The following is an 11,643-nucleotide window of genomic DNA, read 5'->3' as shown; positions in this document are numbered from 1 at the left end:
CCCTATTGGCTTCAGCGATGGGCTTCTCCCCAATCATTCCCTCACATCCTGCTTTAGCAGGAATTGATTCTTGAAGTTCTTCAACCCCGGCATAACGTCGGCATTGGCGATATCGTCATTCGCGTGGATTTCATGCTCCAGAAATTCCTTCAATGCGTCATCATCGTCGCTGACCAATTCAATGATCAGGTCATATCGACCCGCGACCCACAGAATGAAAACAACCCGAGGGTTCTTTTCAAGCCGCTCCGCCACTTGGCGTGGGGTCACGCCAACAGCCACATTCAACCCAATCATCGCGTCGGTTGTGTACTCTGTGGCCACGGGATCCGACATCGCGACGATCCGCAACATGTTATTGTCTCGCAGACCGCTCACCCTGTTGCGGATGGTTCCTTCGGACACGTTCAACTGCTGCGCAATCTCCGAAAAGGCCATCCGGCCATCTTGCTGCAACAGCCGGATGATCTGTTGGTTCAAGTCATCCTTTGGGGACCTAATGCTCTGTGCGGTGGCGCGCACGTTTGATTGCTTTTTGACTGCCATATACCTGATGCTCGATTGCTGCATTCGTAGCTGAGACTAGGTGAGGACATCGAAATCCGCAATTCTCCGCTAAGAAATCTGTGGCAGGAAGTGCAGAAAACGACATCCTTTGCCCTCGACACCGCAGATTCCAAGGACGGTGACGCGGGCCTATTGTCAAATTTTCTGTAAAATCCCGTTGGAATTGCGACTCTCGCAATCCACACGACCTCGTTATTCGAAATTCGTACCATCATGCCGTTTTTTGACCAGATCATTTCCGATTCTTGTCCCAAAATTCCAATTAATCGCGGAAATCGAAATATCGCTAGACGAAAAATGCGATATTCGCAGTCGAAACCTCAAGGCCCGGCGCGGCGGGACAAAGTCGGCAAGTAGGAAGACCGCGAGAAACGGAAAAACCATGCGCCTGTCGTTGGACCGACAGGTACAGGTGGCAGTGTCGAAGGGAGGACAAATGACAATTGCCGAGGATAGAGCCCAGGCTATTGGAGGGCCTCAGCACGGGCTGACCGCCGGGGCGTATCGCAGCGAAGAGTTCTGGCAGCAGGAATGCCGGACGGTTCTGGCCAAGAACTGGGTGTTCATCGGGTTTGCCCATCAGATATCCAACCCAGGCGATGCGCATCCTGTCACTTGCGCCGACTTGCCACTGCTGGCAGTGCGCGGTCGTGATGGCGACATCCAGGTGTTTCACAATGTTTGCCTGCACCGCTGCATGACATTGGTCGACAAACCCAAGAATGTCGGCAAGCTGATCCGCTGCCCCTATCATGCATGGGCCTATGATCTGGATGGACGCCTGCGGGCTGCACCGCATTTTGCCGGAACCGGAAGGCAGGAGTTCGACGGTTTTGACATCAAAGAGCACCGGCTGAAACCCGTACGGACCCATGTCTGGCATGATTGGATTTTCGTCAATCTGGATGGGAACGCGCCTGATTTCGAAGACTATGCCGCGCCTTTGATCAGCCGGCTGGAGGGGATGGATTTCACCAGAGTGGAACCAATTGGCCTGCTCGATTTTGGTGAGATTGGCACCAACTGGAAGCTGATCATGGAGAACTTTATCGAGCCCTACCACGTCCAGTTTGTACATGCCTCAACCACCGATCAGCCGTTGGAAAACCACTATACCCTCATCGACGGAAACTGCATCGGCAGCGCGGTGGACCTGAACGAAGAACTAGGCACATCCGGCAGTCTGGGCGTCAGCTCTCGATATCTGACACTGTACCCCAACTTCATTCTGGGTCGCTATTTCCCTGATCAACTAGGCGTCTATCTGAACGTACCCATCGGCCCCGGAAAAATGCGCCAGTACCGAGCACTTTACACGACAGAAGGCCAGGAACTGAGCGCCGATGAAATACAAGCCCTCAGAAACCTTTGGTGGGATGTCCACAAGGAAGATCACGAGATGGTTGAACGCATGTTTGAGGGCCGCAAATCCCCGGTCGCCGAGGATGGAGGCCTGTTGTCGCCCGCTTGGGAAGACAGCGTGCGCGCCTTTCAGGATCTGATCGAGCGCGACGTAGCTGGTGCCTAAGCAAGAAGGAACAATAACGATGAACAAGTCCATATCCAAAGGGTTTCGTCTGGCCCATACGATGATGCGGGTCACAGATATGGAGAAGTCACTGGATTTCTATTGCGGAATTCTGGGTATGGAAGTGCAGCGGCGCACGGACTACCCCGAAGGCAAATTCACCAATACCTTTATCGGCTATGGGCCCGAGGCCGAGTTTCCAACGCTGGAGCTGACCGCCAATTGGGATCAGGGCACGCCTTATGACAAAGGCGACGGCTGGGGCCACATCTGCATCGAAACGCCAGATGTTTATGCCGCGTGCGAACAGCTGGCTGCGGCCGGGGTAAACATCACCCGCCCACCGGGGCCAATGAAAAACGGCACAAGGGTCATCGCCTTTTGCGAGGACCCTGACGGTTACAAGGTCGAATTGAACGAATCCATACTGAAACACCTGGCACAGGAAGGCTGACCAAATGGGTGACACACCTCAACTTTTCAAATTCGATCTGGTTCAAAACCGCTACGACTCGATGGGGGACAGCGACACTTACATCAAACCGATGGTGACCAGCGAATTCAGCAAGTCCATGTGCGGCGGTATCAACGTTCTGAACAACATCAAGGTGCCGTGGGATCTGACCTGCGACGAGATCATTTATTGCCTTGAGGGTACATTCCGACTGGTTTGCGATGGCAAAAGCTATGTTTGCAATCGTGGTGATGTGCTGTTTGTCCCGAAGGACAACCACATTTCCTACGAGTCGGACGGCAAATGCGTGATCTTCTATGCCGCCTACCCTCACAACTGGAAACAGCTTGCCGGGATCACGCAGGTTCCGGGCATCGATCCTGACGATTTTGTCCCCGGCTGAACATCTTAACCGCTGAGCGACAGAACAAACGAAACCAGCACCAACACTGAGGGATCACCCTCGGTGAACCAAATCTGATTGCCATTCGATGGGAGGACGCCGAATGCCCAAGGATAATGCCAGCACCCGCATCTACTACGAGACTTTCCATGACGCTGTCGAGCGTAACCGCCCGCGTATCGCAGAGGTACGGCAACGTCTGGAGGAGGCTGGCGTCAAATACGTGATGGCCGCCTGGATTGACCTGCACGGTATTCCAAAAACAAAACCCGTACCGATGAGTGATTTTGAACCGCTATGCCTTGGAAAAGGCCCGCAATTCGCGGTGCATTCGATTTCGTACGTGCCCGAGCTAAGCCCCGCCGACAGCGATCAGGTGGTGGTTCCGGATCTCGATGCCGTCTACGTCTGTCCGTGGGACACATCGATGGCGATCATCTTCTCGGATCTCTACTGGGAAGACGCACCCTATAATGTCTGCCCGCGTCAGGCCCTGAAACGCGCCATGCACGAGGCCGCGCTGGAAGGGTACACTGGTTACGCCGGGGTAGAACCCGAGTTTATCGTGATGAAATATGACGACGCCGGGCAGCCCGTTAAGGCATTTGACAATGACCCTGCAGATGGGCTTCGTCCGCGTCGTCAGGCATTTGGCTATGATGTTGAGTATTCCATCGACTCGATGCCATTCCTAAAAACCCTGATCGACATCATCGAAGGATTAGGCTGGAACCTGCATGACGTGGTGGCCGAGGGTGCGTACTCCCAGTTTGAGCTTGATTTCCACTACACCAACCTGCTGGAGATGTCCGACCGGTTGGCTTTTCTGCGCATCACGTTGAAAGAGGTGGCCAAGCAGCATGGGCTGTTTGTGACCTTCATGCCAAAGCCAACTGTGGGGGACTGGCGGTCCGGGGCGCATATCAACCTGTCGATGCAGCATGAAAGTCGCCCTGGCGAAAACATTTTTGAGACACCCGATGGCAACTGGAGCGACGAGAGCCGCTGGGCAGTAGGCGGATTGATGCAGCACGCCGAAGCGATCACCGCAATCACCTGTCCGACAGTGAATTCCTATAACGGGTTGGTGCCGCGCGTTGGCGGTTTTGAAGGCGGCACTGTCACCTGGGCTCCGACCAATATCACATATGGCTTCAACAATCGCTCGGCCCAGTTCCGCCTGCCACAGAGCCGCCACTGCATCGAAAACCGTGCCTGCGACATGACCATGAATGTCTATCTGGCAATGGCGATGCATCTGAGCTGTAGTGTTAAGGGCATCAAAGAAAAGACCGACCCGGGCGAACCAACAGATTTTGATCTTTATTCTAAGACCGAAGCTGAACTTGCCGAACTCGGAATCCACCGATTGCCGCGAACGCTCTATAACGCGATTGAGGCTTTGCGTGGCGATGCCATGGCGGAACATGTGATGGGCCCGGTGATGCGTAGTTCTTATCTCGAATATAAAAACGATGAGTGGGAGCGGTATCACCAATCGGTCACCGATTGGGAAGTGCAGGAATATCTGCGGCTCTACTAAGACAGGAAAGGATCGGGTGGTGCCAGATTTTGAGATTTACGAGCTGGGCGACTTTCCGCTTTTGTCGGGCAAGGTATTGAAGGATGCCAAGCTTGCCTATCAGACCTACGGTACAATGTCGGCCGCCCGTGACAACGTCATCGTTCTGCCCACCTTTTATACTGGCACTAATTCCCGTAACGAGGGGTTCTTTGGCCCAGGTCGCGCGATTGATCCAAGCCGCCATTTTATCGTCAGCCCGAACCTGTTCGGCAATGGTCGCTCATCGTCGCCATCGAATACGCCTGCGCCGCAGGACGGCCCGCGATTTCCGCTGGTGCAGATGTGGGACAACATCGCTGCCCAGCATCGGTTGATCCATGATCACCTGGGGATCGAGAAAATCGCCCTAGTCGCTGGCTGGTCAATGGCGGGCTGCCAATCCTACCAGTGGGCGGCGCAATACCCGGACATGGTCCAAGCGATCCTGCCTTTCTGCGCCTCGGCCAAGACCTCATCGCATAATTTTGTCTTCCTCGAAGGGGTCAAGGCCGCCCTTTGTGCGGATCAGAATTGGAACGGCGGTAATTATGACAGCCCACCCGAGGCCGGGCTTAGCGCCTTTGGCCGGGTTTATGCAGGCTGGGCCTTCTCTCAGACCTTCTATCGCGAGGGGCTATATCGGCAGCTGGGATTCCAATCGATAGAAGAGCTGATGCAGGATTGGGAGCAGGACCATGTGCAGGGCTGGGATGCCAACAACTTACTGGCAAAGCTTGCCACTTGGCAGGCAGGCGACATCTCAGCCGGGCCGCTTTACAATGAAGATTTTGAACTGGCGCTAGGTGCCATCAAGGCTCGTGCCATTCTGATGCCTTGTACTCAGGATCTATATTTCCCTCCCGAGGACAACGAAATTGAGGCCCACCACATACCTCGCGCCGTCTTCCGCCCTTACAATTCCCCTTGGGGCCATTGCGCTGCCAATCCAGGCAATGACAAAGGTTTCACTGCGCAGCTAGATGCAAATATTCGGGAACTTTTAGAAGATTAACACTTGGTGAATAACTGGGGGCCGTACGCATTCACTATTTACCGATATTTTTCGTGAAACGAGGGGCGGCAACGCGGCAACTGGAACGCAAACATGTTGGTTTAGGTATAGCTCTACTTTGGTTTGTTCGATCAACTTTTTAAAGTCCGCTTTACCGCACACAGCAGACGCCAATACCAGTCACAGCATTCGAAACTTTGGGCTCACTGCTGCCATTCGACGCCGATTGCAAAACGCCGCATCACCTTCAGAAACACCCATCTAAATAAAAAAGACCTGCCGACGTCACCGCCAGCAGGCCCTTGATAAACCCTTATCGGGTCAACAATCACATCCGCGATGCAACGTTTTCCCAGTTCACCAGATTGTCGAGGAAGTTCGACAGGTAAGCCGGACGCTTGTTACGGAAATCGATGTAGTAGCTGTGCTCCCAAACGTCACAGCCCAGCAGTGCTGTCTGACCAAAGCACAGCGGGTTAACGCCGTTTTCAGTCTTGGTTACAGCCAGCGAGCCGTCTGCGTTTTTGACCAGCCACGCCCAGCCCGAACCGAACTGACCAGCACCAGCCGCACTGAACTGCGACTTGAACTCGTCAACCGAGCCAAAGCTCTCGGTCAAGGCTTTTTCCAGGTCACCGGGCATTGCGTTGCCGCCGGGGCCCATCATTTCCCAGAACTGGTTGTGGTTCCACAGCTGGCTGATGTTGTTGAAGATGCCGTTTTGCGCGACGGCATTTGCGTCGTAGGTGCCAACGATGATCTCTTCCAGCGACTTGCCGTCCCACTCGGTGCCAGCGATCAGCTTGTTGCCGTTGTCGACATAGGCCTTGTGGTGCAGGTCGTGGTGATATTCCAGTGTTTCCGCGGACATACCCTTGGCTGCCAGCGCGTCATGTGCATAAGGAAGATCAGGAAGTTCAAAAGCCATATCGGCCCCCTGTTAAAAATGTAAGTTGCGGTTCCCAAGGTTAAATGCTTTGGCAGCCGCCGCAGGTCAAGAGCCGAGACAAGAAAACCCGGAGGCAGGCGATGCTTACACAGGCGCGCAAGATGTTTTACCGCGCCCGCGGATACTATGCGGGCCAGTTGAATGGCGAGCCGTTTCGGCTGGACCCTTATCATTCGAAATTTTGGCGCAAGGCGTCTGATGGCAAGTGGGAGCCTGAAACCTTCGCGGTACTCGACAAGTATCTGTCGGCAGATCGGGATTATCTGGACATCGGCGCGTGGATTGGCCCCACGGTCCTGTACGGTGCCCGCAAGGCGCGGCACGTCTGGTGTTTCGAACCGGACCCAACGGCCTTTCGGCATCTGGCCTGGAACCTCGACCTGAACGACATCCGCAACGTTTCGGCCTTTGGCGTGGCGTTGTCGGACCAGTTCGGAGTGGCCCGTATGGCGTCGGTGCGCGGCGAGCCGGGGGATTCCACCAGCTCACTTTTGCATGACGGAACGCATGGCAACGACGCCTTGACGATCGCATGGGACCAGTTCGAGGCCGCGAATGACCTGTCGGGTATCTCTCTGGTCAAGATGGATATTGAAGGGGCTGAGTTTTTTGTGCTGCCAACGATCCTGCCCTGGTTGAAACGGACGCGACCTACTCTGTACCTCTCACTCCACTCACCGCTTTTGCCCGAAGAGGACAGACATCAGCGGACCTCAGACCTGCTGAGCAGTCTCTCCTTTTATTCTGAAATTACTGACGAAACCGGACGCCAGCTGGATGTTCAGAAAGCGCTCAGCCCAACGGAAATGACACGGTACCGTACGGTTTTGTTTACTGGCTAGTAATGCGGCCATTAGCCCTGTCGAAGTAGGTGTTTCCACACTTGCAACCCAAGCGTGAGCTTGTTGAAGTGAACCCACGGAATAGTTTCAAGGATAACAAAAATGAAAGCTTCGCTTACGGCGATTGCTGCGATGATCGTTTCCGCGCAATCAGTTTTAGCTGGCACCGTCGAATACAAATGCGAAATCACGAAGTCGGACGGCCATGGCTGGATCGCGCCAGTTTTGCGCTCACAGACGTTGCCGACAATCCTTATGGATCCGGAGTTTGCAGCGTACTCACCGGGTAAAGAAAGCCCCGGCTTAGCCGAGGCTTTTCTGTTCACTTCGGTTCAGTAAACCCCAACTTCGCTGCCGGGCTGCGCCGCAACTTTAAGCAACTTGAACACGTAGTCTGCGGCCGACCGGAAACAGACAACGCGGAAGGTTTCAGCGTCGTCCATCCAGAACGCCCCTGCCACCTGCGCCAAGCGCGAGCGGCGGATCTGACCTGGTTGAAATGCCTCCGCCGACAGCTCGACCGGGGCAAGCTTGCCCAGCACCTCACGCGCATTGCCGCCCGAGATACGGAACACCGCGCGGGCGTCCGAGACGTTGACGGCCAACGCGTGTGTACCGCTCAGCGCGTTGGTCATGGCCGCCAGTTTGGCCTCAACCTCGGCGTAGGGAACAAGCACCAGTAATTCATCGGTGGACATCCAGCAAACGCCGGCCTCACCATTGACCAGAACTTCGCGCTGACCGGGCATTTTTTGACCCGTTGCGTCCTTGACGGCCTTGGCCAACACCTTGTCGGACAGGTCGCCACGCAGGGTAATCATTCCCTGCAGGCCACATTCCTGGACCTTGGCGATGCCATCATAGCTTGCGTGGTTCAGTGCGCTGATAGGTTCAGACATTCTGCTTCTCCCCGTCCTTATCGAAGAAGATCGGGTCCACGATCTTAGCTTTGTAGGTTTTACCATCGGTGCCTGGGAACTCGACGATCTCGCCCATGCGGTCGGGACCGTGCTTGATCAGACCCATGGCGATGCCCTTACCCAGATTGGCCGAGTAATAGGTCGAGGTCACGCGCCCGATCATGTTGCGCTGACCATTGGCGTTGACGCCCTCGCCGACTGCGTAAGCTCCGTCAGGGATGACAGAACCATCCACAGTCTCAAGACCAACAAGTTTCCAGCGGTCCGGATCGGCCATGTGGCTGCGCGAATGGGCACGTTTGCCAAGGTAGTCCTCTTTCTTTTTCGAAAGCGCCCAGTGCAGCCCCAGATCTTGCGGGATCACGGTGCCGTCGGTCTCGTCCCCGATCATGATAAAGCCCTTCTCGGCCCGCAGGATGTGTAGACATTCGGTGCCGTACGGCATCACTCCGAATTCCTTACCTGCCTCCATCAGAGCGGTCCAGAAGGCTTGCCCCTGGCTGGCCGGAACCGAGATTTCGCAGCTCAGTTCACCTGAGAATGAAATCCGGTAGACCCGGCAATCGAAACCACCGATCTGCCCGTCGCGCCACTCCATGAATGGCAGCGCCTCAGCGCTGACATCCATGCCGCCCAGCTTTTCAAGCAGCTTGCGGGCATTGGGGCCGACAACCGCCACCTGAGCGTATTGCTCGGTCACGTTGGCGACGTAGACCTTCCAGTCCCACCACTCGGTCTGCAGCCATTCTTCCATATGGGCATGGATGCGTTCGGCTCCGCCGGTGGTTGTGTGACACAGCCAGGTATCCTCGTCGATGCGGGCGACAACGCCGTCGTCGATCAGGAACCCGTTTTCCGAGCACATCAGGCCATAGCGGCATTTGCCGATCTTCAGCGTGGACATCATGTTGGTGTACATCATGTCCAGGAATTTACCGGCATCGGGGCCTTTGACGATCAATTTGCCCAGCGTCGAGGCATCCAGCAGACCGAGATTATCACGCGTGTTCTTCACCTCGCGGTTCACCGCATCGTGCACGGATTCGCCGGGTCGCACATAGGCATAGGTCCGGCGCCAGTGACCGACCGGCTCCCAATCGGCGCCGTTCTTATCGTGCCAGTCATGCATCGGTGTTTGGCGGATCGGCTGGAACACCTCACCCCGCGCTTCGCCGCCAATCGCACCCATCGAGATAGGGGTATATGGCGGGCGGAAGGTGGTGGTGCCAACCTTCGGGATTTCCGATTCCAGCGCATCAGCAAGAATCGCCAGCCCGTTGATATTGCTTAACTTACCCTGATCTGTCGCCATACCCAGTGTAGTGTATCGCTTAGTATGCTCGACGCTTTCATAGCCCTCGCGCGCGGCCAGTTGCACGTCAGAGACTTTGACGTCGTTCTGGAAGTCCAGCCAGGATTTCATGCGTAACTGCACTTCGGCGTTGGCGGGCATCAGCCAGACCGCTTGCATAGCGGCCTCTTGCGTGGCCTCACCAGCCGGAGCTTTGGTGTTCTTTGGCTTGAAGCCAGCTGCTTTGGCGGCCGCTTTGCCCGCAGCGTGCGCGTCCGTCAGGACATCGCCCAATGCCAGAGGGCCATTAGACGCACCGGCAGCCACAACAAATCCCTCGCCGTTCGCCCCAAGTGGTGGCCGCGCCGGATCAGGGCGGAAATGCGCGTGCGCCTCGTCCCAAATCAGCTTGCCGCCGCAATGCGACCACATATGAACAACCGGGGACCAGCCGCCAGACATGGCAACCGCGTCGCACTCAACTTCTTCGCGAGCGCCACCGATGCCTTCCTGATTGCAGATCTCGACCTTTTTGACGCGCTTGCCGCCTTTGACTTTGGCAATGGCCTTGCCGGGGTCGACCCGGATGCCAAGCTGTCGCGCCTCTTCGGCCAGCGGTCCGGCTGCAGCACGCGCATCGATCACACGCAGAACATCGACACCTGCCTGTTTGAGGATGATCGCTGTGCGATATGCGTCGTCATTGTTGGTCGCAACGATTACACGTTCGCCCGGGGTTACGCCCCAATTCACCACATAGTCGCGCATGGCCGCGGCCAGCATGACGCCCGGCACATCATTGCCCGCAAATGACAGCGGACGTTCGATTGCACCTGTTGCAGTGACGACCTGCTTGGCCCGGATACGCCACAGGCGATGGCGTGGACCTTGTGTGCCCGGTTTATGGTCGTTCAGACGCTCATACCCCAGCACATAACCATGGTCATAGACGCCCGCGCCCATGCAGCGGTTGCGCATGATGACGTTGTCCATTGTTTCCAGTTTGGAAACCATTTGTTCCACGAACTTATCCACAGGCTCATCATTGATGGCCCCGCCATCGACCGGAGCACGCCCACCCCAATGCGCGGTTTGCTCGATCAGCAGAACCTTGGCACCGGTCTCGGCCGCAGCCATGGCCGCCTGCAACCCGGCGACACCGCCACCGATCACCAGAACGTCGGTGAAGGCGTAGAAGTGCTCATAAGTATCTGCGTCGCGGTTGTCCTTGTCGGGTGCTTTACCTAGACCGGCCGACCGCCGGATGATCGGCTCGTAGACGTGTTTCCAGAATGGCTTGGGGTGGATGAACGTCTTGTAGTAGAAGCCCGCCGGCAGGAACCGCGCCAGCGCTGTGTTCACGGCACCGATGTCGAATTCCAGGTTCGGCCAGTGGTTCTGTGAAATTGAGGTCAGACCATTGAACAGCTCGGTCGTTGTGGCGCGCTGGTTCGGCTCGAACCGGGTGCCCTGCCCCAGGCCAACCAAAGCGTTCGGCTCTTCTGCACCGCTGGCGACAACACCGCGCGGCCGGTGGTATTTGAATGACCGGCCCATCATCATCTGATCATTGGCTAGCAGGGCCGAGGCAAGTGTGTCGCCCTCGTACCCCTGCATCGAGGTGCCGTTGAAGGTGAAGGTGACCTGTTTCGACCGGTCAATCAGCCGGCCTTGTTTTGCGAGACGGGTGCTCATGTTGCGGACCTTTCGCAGGCGGAATTAGGGATGGCAGCGCGGATCATTCGTACTCTCTCCACGTCCAGCCAGGGCGCTTTGCAGTGATCGCGTCCTTGAGTTCTTTCGGCGGCTCGGTCGTCTGGGCGGAATAGGTTCCGAACACTTCGAGCGTTTGTGTGCAGCGAGCGGCGTGGAACCACTTACCGCAGCCGTTGCTGTGGCGCCAGCGTTCGAAATGAACGCCTTTGGGGTTTTCACGCATGAACAGGTAGTCGTGGAATTCGCCATCCGACGAGCCGGGACCGAAGCGTTTCAGGTGCGCCTCACCTCCGGCGGACAGTTCAGATTCTTCGGCGTCGACGCCGCAATACGGGCAGTTCAGGATCAGCATATGGTCATCCTTTTGGCGGTCGGCTGGCAATGTGGCCAACCAGAA

Annotated in this window: 12 protein-coding genes; 7 read left to right on the top strand and 5 right to left on the bottom strand. The window is 56.3% G+C overall.

Annotated elements, in window-relative coordinates; all coding sequences use genetic code 11:
• Window positions 1–33 precede the first annotated feature (33 nt).
• Window positions 34–546, bottom strand: coding sequence for an Lrp/AsnC family transcriptional regulator (locus tag AC2FLJ_RS07705; protein ID WP_472724040.1), 513 nt, complete (start codon window positions 544–546; stop codon window positions 34–36).
• Window positions 547–1,003: 457 nt separating this feature from the next.
• Here AC2FLJ_RS07705 and AC2FLJ_RS07700 point away from each other — a divergent pair, with 457 nt between their 5' ends.
• From AC2FLJ_RS07700 to AC2FLJ_RS07680, 5 genes are all read left to right on the top strand, one after another.
• A complete protein-coding gene (locus AC2FLJ_RS07700; protein ID WP_496696884.1) occupies window positions 1,004–2,095 on the top strand; it encodes an aromatic ring-hydroxylating oxygenase subunit alpha in 1,092 nt (363 codons plus the stop codon).
• A 19-nt stretch (window positions 2,096–2,114) separates the two neighbouring features.
• Window positions 2,115–2,549 (top strand): lactoylglutathione lyase, encoded by a 435-nt coding sequence (gene gloA, locus AC2FLJ_RS07695; RefSeq protein WP_085823161.1) that lies wholly within the window; start codon window positions 2,115–2,117, stop codon window positions 2,547–2,549.
• 4 nt (window positions 2,550–2,553) lie between these two features.
• A complete protein-coding gene (locus AC2FLJ_RS07690) occupies window positions 2,554–2,952 on the top strand; it encodes a cupin domain-containing protein (RefSeq protein ID WP_108859955.1) in 399 nt (132 codons plus the stop codon).
• Between the two features lie 103 nt (window positions 2,953–3,055).
• The gene (locus AC2FLJ_RS07685) at window positions 3,056–4,495 is read left to right on the top strand and encodes a glutamine synthetase family protein (RefSeq protein WP_496705143.1); all 1,440 of its coding nucleotides are present in this window, start codon (window positions 3,056–3,058) and stop codon (window positions 4,493–4,495) included.
• 19 nt (window positions 4,496–4,514) lie between these two features.
• A complete protein-coding gene (locus AC2FLJ_RS07680) occupies window positions 4,515–5,528 on the top strand; it encodes an alpha/beta fold hydrolase (RefSeq protein ID WP_496705142.1) in 1,014 nt (337 codons plus the stop codon).
• 328 nt (window positions 5,529–5,856) lie between these two features.
• Here the strand turns inward: AC2FLJ_RS07680 and AC2FLJ_RS07675 are convergent, their stop codons facing one another.
• A complete protein-coding gene (locus tag AC2FLJ_RS07675) occupies window positions 5,857–6,456 on the bottom strand; it encodes a superoxide dismutase (protein ID WP_109311451.1) in 600 nt (199 codons plus the stop codon).
• A 101-nt stretch (window positions 6,457–6,557) separates the two neighbouring features.
• Here AC2FLJ_RS07675 and AC2FLJ_RS07670 point away from each other — a divergent pair, with 101 nt between their 5' ends.
• Together AC2FLJ_RS07670 and AC2FLJ_RS07665 are read left to right on the top strand one after the other, a co-directional pair.
• Window positions 6,558–7,319, top strand: coding sequence for an FkbM family methyltransferase (locus tag AC2FLJ_RS07670; RefSeq protein ID WP_496705140.1), 762 nt, complete (start codon window positions 6,558–6,560; stop codon window positions 7,317–7,319).
• 102 nt (window positions 7,320–7,421) lie between these two features.
• Window positions 7,422–7,658 carry a hypothetical protein gene (locus AC2FLJ_RS07665; RefSeq protein ID WP_496705138.1) on the top strand — a complete coding sequence of 79 codons (237 nt, stop codon included), beginning with the start codon at window positions 7,422–7,424 and terminating at the stop codon, window positions 7,656–7,658.
• Here AC2FLJ_RS07665 and AC2FLJ_RS07660 read toward each other — a convergent pair.
• The 3 genes from AC2FLJ_RS07660 to AC2FLJ_RS07650 are packed head-to-tail and all read right to left on the bottom strand — an operon-like array spanning window position 7,652 to window position 11,598.
• Window positions 7,652–8,218 carry a sarcosine oxidase subunit gamma gene (locus AC2FLJ_RS07660; protein ID WP_496705136.1) on the bottom strand — a complete coding sequence of 189 codons (567 nt, stop codon included), beginning with the start codon at window positions 8,216–8,218 and terminating at the stop codon, window positions 7,652–7,654. The two genes, AC2FLJ_RS07665 and AC2FLJ_RS07660, sit on opposite strands and share 7 nt — an antisense overlap.
• Complete coding sequence (locus tag AC2FLJ_RS07655) at window positions 8,211–11,225, bottom strand: sarcosine oxidase subunit alpha family protein (protein ID WP_496705134.1); 3,015 nt, start codon at window positions 11,223–11,225, stop codon at window positions 8,211–8,213. Before AC2FLJ_RS07655 ends, AC2FLJ_RS07660 begins: the two co-directional genes overlap by 8 nt.
• Before the next feature lie 43 nt (window positions 11,226–11,268).
• Window positions 11,269–11,598 carry a sarcosine oxidase subunit delta gene (locus tag AC2FLJ_RS07650; protein ID WP_109311456.1) on the bottom strand — a complete coding sequence of 110 codons (330 nt, stop codon included), beginning with the start codon at window positions 11,596–11,598 and terminating at the stop codon, window positions 11,269–11,271.
• Window positions 11,599–11,643: the final 45 nt, after the last annotated feature.

The sequence above is a fragment of the Ruegeria sp. CDSA034 genome, from assembly GCF_059612275.1.
Note: the sequence above shows the minus strand (reverse complement) of the source record. Positions and strands in the feature narration are given on the sequence as shown.

Coding starts and splice junctions, on each gene's coding strand:
- AC2FLJ_RS07705 (WP_472724040.1), bottom strand. CDS start 546: ATGGCAGTCAAAAAGCAATCAAACGTGCGCGCCACCGCACAGAGCATT.
- AC2FLJ_RS07700 (WP_496696884.1), top strand. CDS start 1,004: ATGACAATTGCCGAGGATAGAGCCCAGGCTATTGGAGGGCCTCAGCAC.
- gloA (WP_085823161.1), top strand. CDS start 2,115: ATGAACAAGTCCATATCCAAAGGGTTTCGTCTGGCCCATACGATGATG.
- AC2FLJ_RS07690 (WP_108859955.1), top strand. CDS start 2,554: ATGGGTGACACACCTCAACTTTTCAAATTCGATCTGGTTCAAAACCGC.
- AC2FLJ_RS07685 (WP_496705143.1), top strand. CDS start 3,056: ATGCCCAAGGATAATGCCAGCACCCGCATCTACTACGAGACTTTCCAT.
- AC2FLJ_RS07675 (WP_109311451.1), bottom strand. CDS start 6,456: ATGGCTTTTGAACTTCCTGATCTTCCTTATGCACATGACGCGCTGGCA.
- AC2FLJ_RS07670 (WP_496705140.1), top strand. CDS start 6,558: ATGCTTACACAGGCGCGCAAGATGTTTTACCGCGCCCGCGGATACTAT.
- AC2FLJ_RS07665 (WP_496705138.1), top strand. CDS start 7,422: ATGAAAGCTTCGCTTACGGCGATTGCTGCGATGATCGTTTCCGCGCAA.
- AC2FLJ_RS07660 (WP_496705136.1), bottom strand. CDS start 8,218: ATGTCTGAACCTATCAGCGCACTGAACCACGCAAGCTATGATGGCATC.
- AC2FLJ_RS07655 (WP_496705134.1), bottom strand. CDS start 11,225: ATGAGCACCCGTCTCGCAAAACAAGGCCGGCTGATTGACCGGTCGAAA.
- AC2FLJ_RS07650 (WP_109311456.1), bottom strand. CDS start 11,598: ATGCTGATCCTGAACTGCCCGTATTGCGGCGTCGACGCCGAAGAATCT.